This is a genomic window from Massilia sp. BGA-UO-ETr-WB1 (assembly GCF_059567845.1).
In genome coordinates this window covers 84,376-101,696 of record NZ_JCAQOT010000026.1, presented here as the reverse complement: position 1 = coordinate 101,696, position 17,321 = coordinate 84,376, and the positions used below count along the sequence as shown (strand labels likewise).

At 65.5% G+C, this 17,321-nt stretch carries 15 protein-coding genes and 1 tRNA gene; 14 read left to right on the top strand and 2 right to left on the bottom strand.

What is annotated here, in order from left to right:
- Positions 1-43: 43 nt before the first annotated feature.
- A complete protein-coding gene (locus AC56DV_RS22865; protein WP_496316524.1) occupies positions 44-460 on the bottom strand; it encodes a hypothetical protein in 417 nt (138 codons plus the stop codon).
- A gap of 107 nt (positions 461-567) precedes the next feature.
- Positions 568-642, bottom strand: a tRNA-Arg gene (locus AC56DV_RS22860).
- Between the two features lie 132 nt (positions 643-774).
- Here AC56DV_RS22860 and AC56DV_RS22855 point away from each other — a divergent pair.
- The 14 genes from AC56DV_RS22855 (at position 775) to AC56DV_RS22790 (ending at position 17,200) form a co-directional block, all read left to right on the top strand.
- Positions 775-2,688, top strand: coding sequence for an ATP-binding cassette domain-containing protein (locus tag AC56DV_RS22855; protein ID WP_496316523.1), 1,914 nt, complete (start codon positions 775-777; stop codon positions 2,686-2,688).
- Positions 2,689-2,813: 125 nt separating this feature from the next.
- A complete protein-coding gene (locus AC56DV_RS22850) occupies positions 2,814-3,509 on the top strand; it encodes a CAAX prenyl protease-related protein (RefSeq protein WP_496316522.1) in 696 nt (231 codons plus the stop codon).
- 6 nt (positions 3,510-3,515) lie between these two features.
- Positions 3,516-4,715 (top strand): XrtB/PEP-CTERM-associated polysaccharide biosynthesis outer membrane protein EpsL, encoded by a 1,200-nt coding sequence (gene epsL / locus AC56DV_RS22845; RefSeq protein WP_496316521.1) that lies wholly within the window; start codon positions 3,516-3,518, stop codon positions 4,713-4,715.
- Positions 4,716-4,723: 8 nt separating this feature from the next.
- Positions 4,724-6,106, top strand: coding sequence for an undecaprenyl-phosphate glucose phosphotransferase (locus tag AC56DV_RS22840; RefSeq protein ID WP_496316520.1), 1,383 nt, complete (start codon positions 4,724-4,726; stop codon positions 6,104-6,106).
- Between the two features lie 124 nt (positions 6,107-6,230).
- Positions 6,231-7,241 carry an EpsD family peptidyl-prolyl cis-trans isomerase gene (locus AC56DV_RS22835; RefSeq protein WP_496316519.1) on the top strand — a complete coding sequence of 337 codons (1,011 nt, stop codon included), beginning with the start codon at positions 6,231-6,233 and terminating at the stop codon, positions 7,239-7,241.
- Positions 7,242-7,280: 39 nt separating this feature from the next.
- Entirely contained in the window at positions 7,281-8,078 is a 798-nt protein-coding gene (gene epsE, locus AC56DV_RS22830; RefSeq protein ID WP_496316518.1) for a polysaccharide export protein EpsE, read from the top strand.
- Between the two features lie 9 nt (positions 8,079-8,087).
- Positions 8,088-9,491, top strand: a complete 1,404-nt coding sequence (gene epsF / locus AC56DV_RS22825) for a chain length determinant protein EpsF (protein ID WP_496316517.1) — start codon at positions 8,088-8,090, stop codon at positions 9,489-9,491.
- Positions 9,492-9,519: 28 nt separating this feature from the next.
- Complete coding sequence (epsG, locus tag AC56DV_RS22820) at positions 9,520-10,401, top strand: chain length determinant protein tyrosine kinase EpsG (RefSeq protein WP_496317273.1); 882 nt, start codon at positions 9,520-9,522, stop codon at positions 10,399-10,401.
- The gene (gene xrtB / locus AC56DV_RS22815; RefSeq protein ID WP_496316516.1) at positions 10,402-11,316 is read left to right on the top strand and encodes an exosortase B; all 915 of its coding nucleotides are present in this window, start codon (positions 10,402-10,404) and stop codon (positions 11,314-11,316) included.
- A complete protein-coding gene (gene epsI, locus AC56DV_RS22810; protein ID WP_496316515.1) occupies positions 11,313-12,005 on the top strand; it encodes an exosortase-associated protein EpsI, B-type in 693 nt (230 codons plus the stop codon). Before xrtB ends, epsI begins: the two co-directional genes overlap by 4 nt.
- Before the next feature lie 9 nt (positions 12,006-12,014).
- Positions 12,015-13,589, top strand: coding sequence for an oligosaccharide flippase family protein (locus AC56DV_RS22805; protein WP_496316514.1), 1,575 nt, complete (start codon positions 12,015-12,017; stop codon positions 13,587-13,589).
- A 228-nt stretch (positions 13,590-13,817) separates the two neighbouring features.
- Positions 13,818-14,618: a heparin lyase I family protein gene (locus AC56DV_RS22800; RefSeq protein ID WP_496316513.1), complete on the top strand. Its 801-nt coding sequence runs from the start codon at positions 13,818-13,820 to the stop codon at positions 14,616-14,618.
- A gap of 20 nt (positions 14,619-14,638) precedes the next feature.
- A complete protein-coding gene (locus AC56DV_RS22795) occupies positions 14,639-15,514 on the top strand; it encodes a polysaccharide lyase family 20 protein (protein WP_496316512.1) in 876 nt (291 codons plus the stop codon).
- A gap of 93 nt (positions 15,515-15,607) precedes the next feature.
- Entirely contained in the window at positions 15,608-17,200 is a 1,593-nt protein-coding gene (locus AC56DV_RS22790; RefSeq protein ID WP_496316511.1) for a hypothetical protein, read from the top strand.
- Positions 17,201-17,321 lie beyond the last annotated feature (121 nt).

The window sequence follows — 17,321 nt, the reverse complement described above, 5'->3', positions numbered from 1 at the left end:
CCGTTTTTTACATGAATACTCTAATGGCCAGGCAGGAGATGCGTTACTGCAGCATGGCGAAGCCGCTCACGGTCAGCACGGTTACCAGCGCGGTTGATGCGCAAATGCCGATTGCCAGCAGCGGCATCCATTTCTGCCGCGCCAGGCCGAGGCTGGAGGCCAGCGCCGCCGACAGCGTGGCGCCCAGCAGGATGGGGCCGAGCAGGCCGATGGCCCATGGACCTTTGCTGGCCAGCCAGCCCGAGGTGCCTTTGCTGAGGTCTTTGCCGCGCGTCCGCCAGCTCAGCAGCTTGTGCACCGCGCCGCCGGCAAAGGTGGCCAGCGCCGCGCCGGCGAAGGCGCCGGCGATGGTCAGCGCACCGACCAGCACCGGACTGAGCTCCAGCTTGATGCCGAGCGGCACGGCGGCCCACAGTTCTATCATGGCCAGGGCGAACACACTGAGAGCTTTAGCGAACAAAGTGGGGCCCTCTTGAGGTTGAGAATTTTGCAAGAGTAGACTAGCTGCGCGTATGGCGCAAGGCGGCGGGCAGGGCGGGAGAAGGCAGGACGGGGCGGAGATGCTGTTGGTCCCCCCGACTGGAATCGAACCAGTATCCCACGCTTAGGAGGCATGTGCACTATCCATTGTGCTACGGGGAGGACGCTAAGCGAGCGCAATTATAGCCGAAGGGCGGGCAAAAAATAGTCCCGCCCCCGCGATGTCGGTACAATGCTGGCTTCATTCATCTTTTCAGCGGCTTTTTCAGCACGCCGCGCGCAGGCTTACTCACTATGGCAGTCATCTCTCTTTCTTCCGCGCAACTGGCGTTCGGCCACTTTGCGCTCCTTGACCATGCGGAATTTTCGCTGGAAACGGGCGAACGCGTCGGCCTGATCGGCCGCAACGGCACGGGCAAGTCGTCCCTGCTGAAAATTATTTCGGGCCGCTTCAAGCTGGACGACGGCTTGCTGGTGATGCAGCAGGGCCTGAAGATCGCCTACGTGGAGCAGGAGCCGGTGTTCGAGCCGGAGATGAGCGTGTACCAGGCGGTGGCCTCCGGCATGGGCGACCTGCAGGATCTGCTGCAGGAATACGATGCGCTGACCGGCCAGTTCGGCCAGGGCGACGACGATGCGCTGATGGAACGCATGCACGACATCCAGGTCAAGCTGGACGCGGCCGACGCGTGGAACCTGAAGAACAAGGTCGAAGCCACGCTGGACCGCCTGAACCTGGGCGCGGACGCGCTGATGAAGACGCTCTCCGGCGGCATGCAGAAGCGCGTGGCGCTGGCGCGCGCGCTGGTGTCGGCGCCGGACGTGCTGCTGCTCGACGAACCGACCAACCACCTGGACTTCACCTCCATCATGTGGCTGGAAGGCTTGCTGAAGGACTTCAAGGGCAGCGTGCTGTTCATCACCCACGACCGCTCCTTCCTGGACAACGTGGCCACCCGCATCATCGAGCTGGACCGCGGCCGTTTGCTGTCCTATCCGGGCAACTTCACCACCTACCAGGTGCGCAAGGCCGAACAGCTGGAGATCGAGGAAATCGAGAACGCCAAGTTCGACAAATTCCTGGCCCAGGAAGAAGTATGGATACGCAAGGGCGTGAAGGCGCGCCGCACCCGCGACGAGGGCCGCGTGCGCCGCCTGGAGCGCCTGCGCGAGCAGCGCGCCGTGCGCCGCGACCAGCAGGGCCAGGTCACCTTGCAGGTGTCGGCCGGCGACCGCTCCGGCAAGATCGTGGCGGAACTGGAGAACGTGTCCAAGTCCTACAACCGCCCCATCGTCAGCAATTTCAGCGCCACCATTTTGCGCGGCGACAAGGTCGGCCTGATCGGCGCCAACGGCGCCGGCAAGACCACCCTGCTGAAGCTGATCCTGGGCGAGGAAAAACCGGACAGCGGCACCGTCAAGCAGGGCACCAAGCTGCAGGTGGCGTACTTCGACCAGATGCGCACCCAGCTGAACGAGGAAGCCAGCCTGCTGGAAACCATCGCCCCGGGCAGCGACTGGGTGGAGGTGAACGGCCAGCGCAAGCACGCCATGAGCTACCTGAGCGACTTCCTGTTCGCGCCCGAGCGTGCCCGTTCGCCGGTCAAGACCCTGTCGGGCGGCGAGCGCAACCGCCTGCTGCTGGCGCGCCTGTTCGCCAAGCCGGCCAATGTGCTGGTGCTCGATGAACCGACCAACGACCTGGACATCGACACGCTGGAGCTGCTGGAGGAATTGCTGGAGGACTATCCGGGCACCGTATTCCTGGTCAGCCACGACCGCATGTTCCTGGACAATGTGGTGACCCAGGTGATCGTGGCCGAAGGGGAGGGCCACTGGCGCGAGTTCGTCGGCGGCTACACCGACTGGGAACGCGTGCGCGACACCACCGCCAGCGCCAGGGCCGCCGCTGCCAAGGCTGCGCCCAAGGTCGAGGCGGCGCCGGCCGCTGCCGCAGCGGCAGCGCCTGCTGCCGCCAAGAAAAAACTTTCCTACAAGGAACAGCGCGAACTGGACGAGCTGCCGAAAGTGATTGCCGCACTGGAAGATGAGCAGACCGCGCTCAATCTGCAGCTGTCCGATCCCGATTTTTACAAGAAAAATGCGGCCGAGGCGAAGCGCGTCAACGCACGTATTGAGCAAATCGAGGGCGAACTGTTGGAAGCACTGGAAAAATGGGAAGCGATCGAGTCCCGCGCTAAGGGCTAGCAGACGCTAGCGCAGCCGTGCGCTGCTGCTGAGCGGAAAATTGTAAGATCTGCAAAGTTGCCTGTGCGGCCCGATTGGGCTGCGGCAGCAATGCAGATCTTTCAATTTGGCCGAGGCGCACGACTGTGAAACCTTACATCTCTACCGCCGGACCCGCAGGTTCAGCCCCCGCCCTGGCACGGATCGTTCCGTTCGCCGTCTACCTCTTCTTTATTTTCATTGCCGACGTGCTGTCCCGCATGGGTTACAGCGCGCAAGACACGCGCTGGCTGTACGGCGTGAAAATCCTCGCCGTCATCGGCGCCCTGATGCTGTACTGGCGCCACTATGCCGAATTGACATGGCAGCCCATGCGCGCCGCGCCGGCCGCGGCCAGCGTTGCCATCGGCGTGGCCGTCTTCGTTCTGTGGATCAGCCTGGATGCCGGCTGGATGCAGATCGGCAGCGCCGCCGGCTTCGACCCGCGCGGCGCCGACGGCGCCATCAACTGGCCGCTGGTGGCGCTGCGCATCGCCGGCGCCGCCCTGGTGGTGCCCGTCATGGAGGAGCTGTTCTGGCGCTCCTTCCTGCTGCGCTGGCTCCATTCCCCCGATTTCCTCGCCGTCCGCGCCGCCGCGGTGTCCCTGAAGGCACTCGCCATCACCGTGGTGCTGTTCGGTTTCGAGCACAACTTGTGGCTGGCCGGCATGGTTGCCGGCTTGGCTTACGGCCTGCTGTATATGCGCAGCGGCAATCTCTGGACCGCCATCGTGGCGCACGGCGTCACCAATGGTGTGCTGGGCGTGTGGATCGTGGTCACAGGCAATTGGCACTACTGGTAAATTCCCATGCGACTTTCATTCAAACCCCAACGGCTGGCGCTGCTCATCGCTGCGATCGGCGCCGTGGCGTGCGTGCCGGCTGTCGCCGGCATCAGCGACACCATCCACCCCTATCTGGCGGTCACGCGCTCGTACGACGCCAACCTGTTCCGGCTGGACGACAACAGCAGCGGCCTGGCCGGCCCGCGCGGCGACACCCTGGTGCAAACCCAGTACGGCGTGCTGTTCAACCTGCCCATCAGCCGCCAGAAGCTGACCGGGCAGTTCAAGCAGTCGCGCGTGAAATTCGATCATTACAGCGAACTCGATTACAGCGGCAAGGATTACCTGGCCGATCTCGAGTGGCACATCGGCAACCACCTGGAAGGCCACATCGGCGGCCTGTACGCGCAAACGCTGACCTCGTTCAGCGACTTCCACACCAACCAGCGCAACCTGCGCAAGCAGCGCCGCGAATACATCGACGGCGCGTGGCGCTTCCACCCCAGCTACCGCGTGCGCGCGGCGGCCAGCAGCCAGAAGTTCACCTACGACTTGCCGCAGCAGCAGTTCAACAACCGCACCGAGGACCAGGTCGACCTCGGCTTCGACTACCTGCCGCCCAGCGGCAGCCGCTTCGGCTTGCAGCTCAGCCAGCTCAAGGGCAAGTACCCGAACCACCGCTTCCTGGGTGGCGCGTCGATCGACGACGGCTACACGCAGAACGAGCTGAAGGCCAATGTCTACTGGCTGTTTTCCGCCACCTCGCAATTCACCATGCTGGCCGGCTGGGCCGAGCGCAAGCACAGCTTCTTCGGCGAGCGCGACAGCAGCGGGCTGAACGGCCGCGCCAAGATGAACTGGTCGATGCTGCGCAAGCTGCGCATGGACGCTTCCGTGTGGCGCGAGTTCGCGCCGGTGGAAAGCAACTTCGTCAACAACAGTTTGAACAAGGGCGCCAGCTTCAGCACCACCTGGGATGTGAGCGCCAAGGTGAACGTGAATGCTGCGGTGCGTCGTGAAAAGCGGGATTTTAGTACGCTAGAGGGCCGGATCGCGCCGCCCAACCTGCATGACAAGAGCCGCAACGCGTCCCTGGGCGTGAACTACGCGCCGCTGCAGTCGGTACGGCTGTCCGCCAATGTGTTTCATGAAGTTCGTAGCGGAAACGCCTCCACCAACTACCGCACTCACGGCGCCGCCGTCAGTGCCAGCATACAGTTTTGAGAATGGCCATGACGGTTAACGATATACCCCTGATCTCCTTCTTCCAGCGCGTGCTGGATCCGCTCATCATCATGGGCACGCTGTACCTGTTTTCCATGCTGTTCGCCGAACCGTTCACCGGCTATTCGCTGGTGCTGATGATACTGGCCTTCTTCATTTCGTCCTCGGTGTACCAGTACGTCGATCCCTACCGCACCTGGCGCAGCGGCCGCATGATGGCCTATGCGCGCGACATCGTGGTGGGCTGGGTGGTCACCGCGCTGATCCTGGTGTTCCTCGGTTCGGTCAGCGGCCTGTCCTACCACTACGACGAACACGTGGTGCTGGTGTGGTTCGCCGCCACGCCGTTCGTCCTGTTGCTGAGCCACATGGCGGCGCGCAAGCTGGGCTCGGACCCGAACAAGGACAGCGAAGTGCGCTCGGTGCTCATCATCGGCGCCAACGACGTGGGCGTGAAATTCGCCAACACCATCGACCGCTTCCCCAACTTGTACATGAAGGTGTGCGGCTTCTTCGACGACCGCACCGACGAGCGCCAGCCGCGCAACATGCGGCACCCGGTGCTGGGCACGATGGACGACATCGCCGCCTACGTGCGGCAGCACCAGATCAAGATGATCTTCATCAGCCAGCCGATCTCGGCCCAGCCGCGCATCCGCCGCCTGCTCGACGAGCTGCAGGACACCACCGCCTCGGTCTATTTCCTGCCGGACATCTACGTGTTCGACCTGATGCAGGCCCGCTTCGACAACGTGGGCGGCATGCCGGTGATCGCCATCTGCGAAAGCCCGTTCACCGGCTTCAACAGCCTGGTCAAGCGCACCAGCGACATCGTGCTGGCCAGCCTGATCACGCTGGCGCTGTTGCCGGTGATGGCGGTGATCGCCGCCGCCGTGCGCATCAGCTCGCCCGGTCCGGTGATTTTCCGCCAGCGCCGCTACGGCTTGTACGGCGAGGAAATCATCGTCTACAAATTCCGCTCGATGACGGTGGCCGAGGACGGCGCGCAAGTGGTGCAGGCCAAGAAGAACGACCAGCGCGTGACCCGCATCGGCGCCTTCCTGCGCAAGTCCTCGCTGGATGAGTTGCCGCAGTTCATCAACGTGCTGCAAGGGCGCATGAGCATCGTCGGCCCGCGCCCGCACGCGGTCGCGCACAACGAGCAGTACCGCAAGTTGATCAAGGGCTACATGCTGCGCCACAAGGTCAAGCCCGGCATCACCGGCTGGGCCCAGGTCAACGGCTTGCGGGGCGAGACCGAAACGCTGGACAAGATGGAAGCGCGCATCCGCTATGACCTCGATTACCTGCGCAACTGGTCGCTGTGGATGGACCTGTGGATCGTGGTGCGCACCTTGAAAGTGGTGGCCGCCCGGGAAAATGCTCACTGAGCGCCGGTTCCCCCGCCTACCGACCCGCCTGCTCTGCCATTCGTGCGTCACGGTTGGCATTGTTTGGTTAAGATGTTTGTCTAATGACAATGTTGCACAGAAAAGTTTTCACAAAGGAACGATCATGAAAAATGCTTCCCCATCCAGTCGTTCGGTTGCCGCCGTGATGCTGCTGGCGGCGCTCTCCCTGTCCGCGTGCGGCGAGAAGGCCAAGAAAAACGGCCAGGCGCTGGCCAGCGTCAATGGCGAGGAAATCACCATGCTGCAGCTCAATGAAGAGATGCAGCGCTCCGGCGTGCAGGCGGCGCAGCAGGAAACGGCCCGCAAGCAATTGCTGGAAGGCTTGATCGACCGCCAGCTGCTGCAGAACGAGGCGGCCAAGGACAAGCTGGAGCGCGATCCGCAGGTGATGCAGGCCATCGAGCGCGCCAAGGCCATGATCGTGGCCCAGGCCTATATGCAGAAACGCATCGGCAGCCAGGCCCGCCCGACCAAGGCCGAGGTGGAGCAGTACTACGCGCAGCATCCGGAATTCTTCGCCAACCGCAAGCAGTTCGACATGCGCCAGCTGGTGCTGGCCACCAAGGACGTCAGCGAGCAGCTCAAGGCCCAGCTCGACAGCGTGAAGTCGCTGGAGGAGGCCGCTTCCTGGCTGGACCAGCGCCAGATCAAATACGTGCGCGCCGGCCTGACCCGCACCAGCACCGACCTGCCGCCGGAACTGGGCGCGCGCCTGGCGTCCATGCCCAAGGGCCAGCTGTTCATCATCCGCGAAGGCGAGCGCAGCATGCTGATCCAGATCGCCGAGATCAAGGACAGCCCGCTCAGCCTGGAGGCCGCCAACAGCCAGATCGAGCAGTTCCTGTTCAACAAGAAGAACAAGGAAGCGGCCGAGGCTGAAATCAAGCGCCTGCGTTCGACCGCCAAGATCGAGTACTTCAACAAGCCGGCCGACGGCGCCCCGGCCGTGCCCGGCGCCCCCGCCAGCCCGGCGGCCGCCACCGCCGCCGCGCCTGCAACGCCGGCCGCCGCGCCTGCCGCCGCCGCGCCGGCCGTGGTGCCGCCGGCCCAGGCCGTCGCACCGCAGGCCGTGGCCGACGATGCCGCCGCGCGCGGCGTGGCCGGCCTGAAATAGACATCCCCCCGCATCCACCTGAAAATAAGTGAGCTCATCATGAAAAAACTCATCCTGTGGCTGGCCATGGCAGTGGCCATGGTCATGGCGCTGGCCGTGCGCCCCGTCATGGCGGCAGATATCGTGCTCGGCTCGGGCGACGTGCTGAAGATCTCGGTCTACGGCAGTCCCGACCTGGCGCTGGAAACCCGCGTCAGCGACAGCGGCGGCATCACCTTCCCGCTGATCGGCCCGGTGGCCCTGGGCGGCCTGACGGTGCCGGCCGCGGAAAAGAAGATCGGCTCCATGCTGGAGAGCGGCGGCTATGTGAAGCGGGCCCAGGTCAACATCCTGGTGACGCAGATCCAGAGCCAGCAGGTGTCGGTGCTGGGCCAGGTGAACCGTCCGGGCCGCTACCCGGTGGACGGCAAGCGCAGCCTGATGGACATGCTGGCCCAGGCCGGCGGCATCGGCCCGGAAGGCGGCGACACCGTGTCGCTGATACGCACCCGCGACGGCAAGACCACGCGCGAAGTGATCGACGTGCTGCAGATGGTGCAGGCGGCCGACTTCGGCCGCGACTACCAGCTGCTGCCGAACGACATCATCTTCGTCGAACGCGCGCCGCGCTTCTACATCTACGGCGAAGTGCAGCATCCCGGCCCGGTGCGCCTGGAGCGCGGCATGACGGTGCTGCAGGCGCTGTCGGCCGGCGGCGGCCTGACCCCGCGCGGCACCGAGCGCGGCATGCGCATCAAGCGCAAGGACGCCAACGGCCAGCTGCAAGTCCTGAATGTGAAGCACGACGACCCGATCCAGGTTGACGACATCGTGTATGTCAAGGAAAGCCTGTTCTAAGGAAATGCCATGAATTTCGCCCAATTTTTACTGATACTGCAGGCACGCAAGAAGATCGTGCTCGGCACCCTGATCGCCACGGTGGCCATCACCGTGCTGGTCAGCCTGCTGCTGCCGGCCACCTACAAGGGCTCCTCCACGGTGCTGCTGAACACCAAGGGCGTCGACCCGGTGACCGGCATGACCATGCCGGGCCAGCTGATGCCGAGCTATGTGGCGACCCAGATCGACCTGATCTCGAGCAAGAACGTGGCGCTGCGCGTGGTGGACCAGCTCAAGCTGGCCACCAACCCGGCGGTGCAGCAGCAGTTCCGCGAGGACACCGGCGGCAAGGGCACGGTGCGCGACTGGCTGGCCGACCTGCTGCTGAAGAAGCTGGACGTGGTGCCCTCGCGCGAGAGCAGCGTCATCGAGATCAATTTCAAGGGCTCGGACCCGGCCTTCGTGGCGGCGGTGGCCAACGCCTTCGCCGATGAATACCAGAAGCTCAGCGTGCAGCTCAAGTCCGATCCGATGAAGAAGGCCACCGGCTACTTCACCGAACAGATCAAGGGCTTGCGCGACCAGCTGGAAGCGGCCCAGAGCCGGCTCTCGAAGTACCAGCAGGAAAACGGCATCGTCAGCCTGGACAACCGGCTGGACGTGGAATCGAACCGCCTGAACGACCTGTCGGCCCAGCTGGTGGTGGCGCAGGCGCAGCAGATGGAAGCCAGTTCGCGGCGCAGCGTGGCCAGCGGCCGCGCGCTCGATTCGCCGGACGTGGCGGCCAGCCCGCTGGTGCAGAACCTGCGCGCCCAGCTGAGCATGGCCGACACCAAGCTGGCCGAGGTCGGCCAGCGCCTGGGCCGCAACCACCCGCAATACCAGAGCGCCAAGGCGGAAGCGGACCAGCTGCGCGCCAGCCTGAACTCGGCCGTGGCGTCGACCTCCAACAGCGTCGGCAACAACGCCCAGATCCTGGGCGCGCGCGAGTCGGCGCTGCGCGAGGCGCTGGCCGAGCAGAAGACCAAGATCCTCGAGATCAACCGTTCGCGCGACGAACTCAATGTGCTGCAGCGCGACGTCGAAGCGGCCCAGCGCGCCATGGACGCGGCTTCGCTGCGCCTGTCGCAGACGCGCATGGAGGGCCAGTCCGACCAGTCCGACATCGCGCTGCTGAACCCGGCCGTGCCGCCGGTCGAGCCGTCCTCGCCGCGCCTGCTGCTCAACACCGTGCTGGCGCTGTTCATGGGCACCATGCTGGGCGTGGGCTTCGGCATGCTGGCCGAGATGCTGGACCGCCGCGTGCGTTCGCGCAGCGACCTGGCCGACCTGGTGCAGATTCCTGTGCTGGGCGAAATTCACTGGGGCCCGGCCCGTGCCCGCTCCAAGCTGGGCATGGCGCTGATGCCGCGCCGCGTGCGCCTGACCTGATATGGGAATGATTATGAACCACCCTGCCATGAACCCCGCCGCAACCCCAGTGGGGCTGCCCCCGGCGGCGCTGCCGCCCGCCATCGACTCGAGTATCGGGGGCCTGCTGCTGGCCTCCGGCAAGCTGAGCCCTGAAAACGCCGAGCGCGTGCTGCGCATGCAGCAGGAGCTGGGCATCCGCTTCGGCGAGGCGGCCCAGCGCCTGGGCCTGATCTCCGAGGCCGACATCCAGCAAGTGCTGGCGCGGCAGTTCGACTATCCCTACCTGGCGCCGGGCGACGGCGGCATGTCGCCGCTGCTGGTGGCGGCCTACCACCCGTTCTCGCCGCAGGTGGAAGTGCTGCGCGCGGTGCGCAGCCAGCTGATGCTGCGCTGGTTCGGGCGCGGCCGCAAGGCGCTGGCCGTGGCCGGCGTGGAGCCGGGCGACGGCGCCAGCCTGTTCGCCGCCAACCTGGCGGTGGTGTTCTCGCAGCTGGGCGAACAGACGCTGCTGGTGGACGCCAACCTGCGCACCCCGCGCCAGCAGGACATATTCGGCCTCAAGCAGCGCGCCGGCCTGTCCGACGTGCTGGCCGGGCGCGCCGAGCTGGAGGTGGTGGAAAAGATCGACGAGCTGGTCGACCTGTCGGTGCTGGTGTCGGGCACCTTGCCGCCCAACCCGCAGGAACTGCTGGCGCGCGCCGCGTTCGCCGGCCTGAACCTCAATTTCGAATCGCGCTACGACGTGGTGCTGTACGACGCGCCGGCCTGCGTGCTGGGCTCGGACACCCTGGCGCTGGCCTCGCGCGTGGGCGGGGTGCTGCTGGTGGCGCGCAAGAACCGCACCTCGCTGGCGGCCATCAGCGCCTGCGTCGACCAGCTGCAGCACGCCGGCATCGCCGTGGTCGGTTCCGTGATGGTGGAGCACTAAATGCTCTCCGCCAGCACTCCGATGCCGCCGGCGCGCCAGTCCGCCGCCGGCCGCTTGCCGCTCGCCTGGCTGTTGGCGCTGGCCGGCCTGCTGGCGCTGTACGTGCCCACCTTCTACGACGCGCTGCAGGAAGTGTGGGGCCGGGAAGAACAGGCGCACGGCCCCATCATCCTGGGCGTGTCGCTGTGGCTGCTGTACCGCAACTGGCCGGCCATGCTCGACGCCAGCGCCAAGGCCGCCAACCCTGCTTCGGCCTGGGGCTGGCCGGTGCTGGCGCTGGGCCTGCTGAGCTACCTGCTGGGACGGGTGCTCAACATCCAGGTCATCGAAATGTTTTCCTTCCCGTGCACGGTGGCGGCGGTGCTGCTGCTGCTGCAGGGGCCGACCGCGCTGAAGGTGCAGTGGTTCCCGCTGTTCTTCATGCTGTTCATGCTGCCCTTGCCGGGGCCGTTTGTGGACACGGTGACCATGCCGATGAAGATGGCGGTGTCCTGGTGCGCCGAGCACATCCTGTTCGCGATCGGCTACCCGATCGCGCGCAGCGGCGTGGTGCTGCAAGTGGGCCAGTATCAACTTTTGGTCGCTGACGCGTGCGCCGGCCTGCACACCTTGTTCACCCTGGAAGCGCTCGGCCTGCTGTACCTGAATATAGTCCGGCACGGCTCTTTCCTGCGCAATGTGGGCCTGGCAATACTTATTGTGCCGATCTCCTTTACCGCCAATATTATCCGCGTCATGACGCTGACTTTGATTACCTACCATTTTGGTGATGCCGCAGGGCAGGGTTTCCTGCACGGATTTGCCGGCATGGTGCTATTTATTAGTGCGCTATTGCTGATCATCGGCGTCGATACGCTGTTGCGCGGCGCCGTGCGCAGCCGCCACGGCAAGGCGCAGAACAGGAGTGCAAAATGAACCGCAGAACCGCCGCCGGCGCCTTGCTGGCCACTTTGATGGGCGGCACCAGCGCCGCCGCCGCCTTGCTCAAGCCGAAAAAGCACGACGCGCCGGAGATGGAAAAGCTGGGCCTGGAAACCCTTATTCCGGCCGAGTTCGCCGGCTGGCGCATCGACCGCAGCGTGGTGCCGGTGCAGCCGCCGCCCGAAGTGGAAGAGGTGATCGGCAAGCTGTACGACGAAACGCTGGCGCGCACCTATATCAACGGGCGCGGCCAGCGGGTGATGCTGTCGATCGCCTACGGCGGCGACCAGACCGGGCGGCTGCGCGTGCACCGCCCCGAGAAATGCTATTCGGCGCAGGGCTTCCGGGTCGACAAGGTGTCCCAGCAGCAGGAGCGGATCGGCGGCGCCAACGTCACCGTCAACCGCCTGTACGCGGTGCTGGGCGCGCGCCAGGAACCGATCAGCTACTGGGTGCGGGTGGGCGACGAAACGGTGGACGGCGCGCTGGCCCAGCGCCTGACCCAGCTGCGCTTCAGCCTGAACGGGCAGATTCCGGACGGGCTGCTGTTCCGCGTCTCCAACATCGGCGCCGACCGCGCCGCCGGCTACGCGCTGCAGGACAGCTTCATCGCCGACCTGGTGCGCAGCATGCCGCCGGCCGACGCCGCCAAGCTGGTGGGCGATCCCGCAAGGAAGTCATAAAAGAAGACCATGTCAGAAAATTATTCGGGCCGTGCTTTTAATAAAAGCATAGGCTATTACGTAGGCGGCCGTTTTTTAAATGCGTTGGCCGCTTTTTTTATTCTTATCTGGATTGCGCGCCAGCTTCCCGAGAATCAGTACATTAATTATGTGGCGGCCTATTCGATTATCGAAATGGGCATCGTTTTATCCGGTTTCGGCATGGAGTGGGTTACCGGCATCTATATTCCGCAGATCCGCATGCATGCCAGCGGCCGCGCGCTGTACCGCTTTGTATGGCAAAGCGTGGCGCTGCAGGCGCTGCTGCTGGCGGGCGGGGCCTTGATACTGTTTTTTACAGCGCCGCTGCTGACGCACTGGCTGGGCCTGCGCGACGCGGACGGCGTGCTGCGCCTGTACGCGGGCGTGATGCTGATCGAAGGCGTGAGCCGCGTGTTCCGCGACCAGTTGCTGTCCAGCCTGCTACTCCAGAAGGCCGGCCAGGCCAGCCAGCTGCTGCGCAACGTGGCGCTGGCCGGCTACGCGGTGCTGGCTTTTTCGCACGAGGAATGGCGCAACGCGCACGCGCTGGCGGTGGGCGAGCTGATCGCCAGCAGCTGCAGCCTGCTGGTGGCGGCCTGGTGCCTGCAGCGCCACCTGCTGCAGGTGCGCGGCGCCGCGCGCCAGTCCGCCCCCGGCGCCGTGGCCGGTGCGGCCGCCAAGCCCGAATGGACCATGCCGGCCTGGCGCGACATGCTGCGCGTGGGCCGCAACGCCTGGCTCAGCAATATTGCCAACCTGACCTGGAGCTGGCAGGCGGTGATCCTGCTGGCCACCCGCACCCTGGGGCCGGAGGCGGCCGCGCCGCTGGGCTTTGCCCGCAACCTGGCCGAGCAGGTGCGCAAATACCTGCCCAGCGAATTCCTGCTGGGCATCGTGCGCACCTTGCTGGTGGTGCGCTACGCGTCCGAGCAGGACAAGGGCAGGCTGGGCCTGCGCGCCGGCCTGATCTACAAGGCCAACCTGCTGTGCCTGATGCCGCTGCTGGTGCTGTGCGCCGTGCGGGGCGCCGAACTGAGCGCCTTCCTCAGCAATGGCCGCTACCCGGACGCGCACTGGCTGCTGACCGGCTGGCTGGCGGTGCTGGTGATCTTGGCGCACCGCCGCCTGACCGACCTGATGGCCCACACCCTGGGCCGCTCGTCGGCCACCACGCGCGCCAACTTCCTGCTGCTGGTGACGCCGCTGGCGCTGCTGCTGGCCGCGCCGCAGCAGCGCTGGAGCCTGTTGTTCGCGGTGCTGGTGCTGGCCGAGACCGTGTATTCCGCGCTGGTGCTGCGCCAGCTGCGCACGCCGGAGTGGCGCTACCGGCCGCACTGGGCCGGGCTGGCCAAGTTCGGCGTGGCGGGCGGGCTGGCGGCCATGGTGCTGGCCGGCTTGCCGGGCGGCAGCGACGCCTTCCACCTGGCGCTGGCGCTGGGCGCGGCCACCGGCGTGAGCTGGGGCGTGCTGCTGTTGCTGCGGCCGCTGTCCGCGGCCGAGCTGGCGCTGCTGCCGGCGCGCGCGCTGCGTCTGCTGCGCAGGAGGCCGGCTGTTTCAAGTTAATATAAATGAATCCGCTATTCTCAAACTGATATTAACGAAAATAAATAATCGTGATGGCTTTACCAATTGGCGATGTTTCATTCAAAAATTGCATGCGCAGATAATAAGAGAAATTAGTATATGGCTGTTGGCTTGCGGCAACGCTTAATTCGGCAGTTTTATGCTATCGTAATTAAATAACGAAACACGGAGGACGCCGTTATGCAATTACCGAAACTTGGTTTTATTATGTTGAGTGCAGTAGCCAGCGCTTCGGCCTGGAGCCAGATCGACCCCACAGTGGGCGGCGCGGTGCCGTATGCCGATTTCAGCAAGCGCTATGCGCTGTATTCCGCCTGGAGCGGCAACCTGACGTATGCGACGGACCCGGCCGGCAGCGGCCGCACGGTGCTGCGCAGCCGGGTGCGCAGCACCGACGCCAAGGTGGGCGGCTTGCTGCGCACCGACTTCCTGCCGCTGGGCGAGGCCAGCAAGACCGGCCCGCGCTGGTACGGCCTGAGCGTGTACTTCCCCACCACCTGGGTGGCGCACCCCAATCCGGCCGTGGTGGCCGAGGTCAACCAGCCGACGCCGGTGGCCGGCTTGCCCGCGCCGATGGCCATCGTGGTGCGCGGCACCTCCATCGAGCTGAACCTGGGCTTCAACCACCGTCCGCTGAGCGGCGCCACCGAAGTCGCCACGGCGGCCAATTCGGGTATCAAGGCGGTCAAGCTGGGCACGCTGCAGACCGGCAAATGGTACTGCTTCGCCGTGCGCTCCGAATGGTCGCCCACGCTGGGCAACGGCTCGCTGGTGATTTACCAGAACCGCGACAAGGTCTTCGATGCCCAGCGCGACATCAATTCCTATCCCGGCAGCGCCGGCAACGTGCCGCGCGTCGGCTTGTCCTTCCCCGGCTTGCTGGGCGTGGCCGAGCGGGTGCTGTTCACGGACTTCATCCGCCTGGGCGGCCCGGACACCACCCTGGAAAAACTATTGGCGGAAACGCCATGCAGGATCACCAGCGCGACCACGGCGCTGGTGAAATAAGTACCCGAGAGAGGTTGAGCATGCAATTGACGAATAAACTCATCGCGTTGGCGGCCCTGTGCGGCACCATGGCGGGCGCCCACGCCCAGATTGACCCGGCGCGCGGCGGCCCGGTCACCACCATGGCCACCAACCCCAAGACCTACCAGTATATTTCCTGGCTGCTGGCGGCCAACGCCACCGCCACCATCCGTTATTTCCCGGACTTCTACACGCTGAACAGCAGTTCGATCAACAACGTCACGCTGGTGGACGATCCGGCCGGCAGCGGCAAGAAAGTGTTCTACATGAAAGTGGCGAAGACCGACCCGCTGGTGCTGGGCGGCTCGCGCACCGAGATCTCGCCGCGCAACGAATACGTCAAGGAAGGCTTGCGCTGGTACACCTTCAGCATGTATTTCCCCGGCGACTGGGTGTTCCACAACACGCCCACCCTGGTGGCGCAGCTGCACACCAGCCAGAACACGGCGGTGGTGTCGCCGCCGGCCTCGCTGACCGTGACCGACCGCACCCTGGCGCTGGACTTCAACTACAACCACCGCAGCACCAGCGGCGGCACCGATCCGGCCACCCGCGCCAACTCGGTGGCCGAGTCGATCCGGCTCGGCACGGTGGAGCTGAGGAAGTGGTACTGCTTCGTGGTGCGCGCGGACTGGTCGTACAAGCCGGGCGTGGGCCAGATCCAGGTGTGGATGAACGGCACCGAGGTGTTCAGCGCCAAGAACACCTACAACAGCTACGAAACCTGGCTGGGCAACTACGCCAAGGTGGGGCTGTATCTGCCGGGCACGATGATGGTGCCGTCGCGCAGTCTGTACGCCGACTTCATCCACCTGGGCGGCCCCACCAGCACCTACGACCTGATGTACGCGCAAACCCCTTGCGCGCCCAGATAAGTGGCAAATCCGAACGCCGCTTGCGCAATCGCGTGGGCGGTTTTTTGACGATATGATAAGTTACCTGGACTACAGATTTCCACGGTAACCATCATGAAGTTCCCCACCGCGCCGCGCCTGCCTGGCAGGCTGCGCTCCAGCCTGTCTGCGCTGCCCCTGGTCCTGGTCGGCTTGCTCAGCGTGCTGCTGTTCGGCGGCCTGGTCGGCCTGGGCGCCGGCCTGTTCGCCCTGATGCTGATCGCACCCGTCCTGCTGTTCGGGCTGCTGCTGTTCACCAATTCCTTTTCCAGTTTCCGCTTCGGCGGCGAAGGCGTGTTCTGGCTGATGCTGGGCCTGACCCTGCTGACCGCGCTGGCCGACACCGTCTCGCCGGTGCGCACGCGCGGCGTCATGTCCATCGTGCTGATCCCGCTGGCCATTTACGCGCTGCGCGGCCTGTTCATCTTTGCCGGCAACTCCTGGCTGGGCAAGCTGATGGTGGTGGTGTTCGGCCTGTTCTTCGCGCTGGGCGCGGCCGGCTCCATCAGCGCCGGCCGCATCCACTGGTATCCCTTCTTCTACCAGATCGCCTACGACCTGAAGCTGCCCATCATGCTGCTGCTGGGCTTTAGCGTCACGCTGGGCGAGCGCAGCGAACAGCGCTTCTGGCTGGTGGTCAAGGTGGTGCTGGTGCTGTGCCTGGCCGCGTTGGCGCTGGAATTCGCCGCGCCGTCCGTGCACCACCTGATCGCGCGCAACGCCGGCGGCGGGCAGAACGGCAACCCGCTGCTGCCCGGCCTGCACCTGGCCACCGGCCCCTTCGTCCACCCGGGCGTGCTGGCCTCGGTGGCCGCCTTGTTCCTGTGCTGCGTGTTCGTGCGGCGCATGAGCGGGCAGGGCAGCACCACCGGCAACTATCTGCTGCTGTGCGGCTTCATGCTGGTGCTGCTGCTGGCCGGCGAGCGCCAGGAAATCTTCGATGCGCTGGCGGCCTGCGCCATCCTGCTGTTCGCGTCGAAAATGAAGCCGAGGATCAGCGCCGTGCTGCTGGCCCTGGCCGCCGTGGTGCTGCTGCTGGGCGCCTTGCTGCTGGTGCTGGGGCCGGAAAACCGCGCCGAGCTGGGCTTGCAGTGGGGCTTGCTGCCGTCGTACCAGGCATTGGGCAACCCGCGCACCGTGCTGTACCTGGATGGTTTCCACCTGGCGAACACGTATTTCCCGCTTGGCACCGGCTTCGGCAAATTCGGCGGCGACGCCGCGCGCATGTACGACCGCTCGGTATACGAGATGCTGGGCTACAGCACGCGCTACTGGTGGTACCGGCAGGACCTGTACCTGCTGGATACCTACTGGCCGAATCTGTTCGCCGAAACCGGCTGGATAGGCGGCGGCGTGGTGTTCCTGTTCGGCGCCCTGATGACCTTGTTCGCCCTGCAGCGCGCCTGGACCGTGCAGCACCCGCGCGAGCGCATGCTGTGGCGGCTGGCCTTCGTCGGCCACTTCCTGGCTTTCACCGGCTCGCTGACGGCGCCGATTTACGGCGACCCGAATGCGGTGGCGATACCGTTCATGTTCTTCGGCATGGCGTTCGCGTACTCGCTGCAGCTGCGCCGCGCCGAGGCGGCGGAACGGGCCAAGCGCAGCGGCGACCTGTCGGTCCACGCGCCGCATCCAGCGGGCGTACCGGCCACGCCCTGGGCCGCCTGAGCGCGGCGGACCGGCGCGCCCCCGTGAAGGCAGGCGTGCCGCGGCAGAGCTTGGCTTGTGGATTGTTTTGCGTTTTATTGGTCGCGGCAGTCAGCCGCGGCGGAGCGGAGGGGCGGCGGGT

Excerpts from the sequence above, each read along its gene's own strand:
- AC56DV_RS22855 (WP_496316523.1), top strand. The coding sequence starts at position 775 with ATGGCAGTCATCTCTCTTTCTTCCGCGCAACTGGCGTTCGGCCACTTT.
- epsL (WP_496316521.1), top strand. The coding sequence starts at position 3,516 with ATGCGACTTTCATTCAAACCCCAACGGCTGGCGCTGCTCATCGCTGCG.
- AC56DV_RS22840 (WP_496316520.1), top strand. The coding sequence starts at position 4,724 with ATGACGGTTAACGATATACCCCTGATCTCCTTCTTCCAGCGCGTGCTG.
- AC56DV_RS22835 (WP_496316519.1), top strand. The coding sequence starts at position 6,231 with ATGAAAAATGCTTCCCCATCCAGTCGTTCGGTTGCCGCCGTGATGCTG.
- epsE (WP_496316518.1), top strand. The coding sequence starts at position 7,281 with ATGAAAAAACTCATCCTGTGGCTGGCCATGGCAGTGGCCATGGTCATG.
- epsF (WP_496316517.1), top strand. The coding sequence starts at position 8,088 with ATGAATTTCGCCCAATTTTTACTGATACTGCAGGCACGCAAGAAGATC.
- epsG (WP_496317273.1), top strand. The coding sequence starts at position 9,520 with ATGAACCCCGCCGCAACCCCAGTGGGGCTGCCCCCGGCGGCGCTGCCG.
- xrtB (WP_496316516.1), top strand. The coding sequence starts at position 10,402 with ATGCTCTCCGCCAGCACTCCGATGCCGCCGGCGCGCCAGTCCGCCGCC.
- epsI (WP_496316515.1), top strand. The coding sequence starts at position 11,313 with ATGAACCGCAGAACCGCCGCCGGCGCCTTGCTGGCCACTTTGATGGGC.
- AC56DV_RS22805 (WP_496316514.1), top strand. The coding sequence starts at position 12,015 with ATGTCAGAAAATTATTCGGGCCGTGCTTTTAATAAAAGCATAGGCTAT.
- AC56DV_RS22800 (WP_496316513.1), top strand. The coding sequence starts at position 13,818 with ATGTTGAGTGCAGTAGCCAGCGCTTCGGCCTGGAGCCAGATCGACCCC.
- AC56DV_RS22795 (WP_496316512.1), top strand. The coding sequence starts at position 14,639 with ATGCAATTGACGAATAAACTCATCGCGTTGGCGGCCCTGTGCGGCACC.
- AC56DV_RS22790 (WP_496316511.1), top strand. The coding sequence starts at position 15,608 with ATGAAGTTCCCCACCGCGCCGCGCCTGCCTGGCAGGCTGCGCTCCAGC.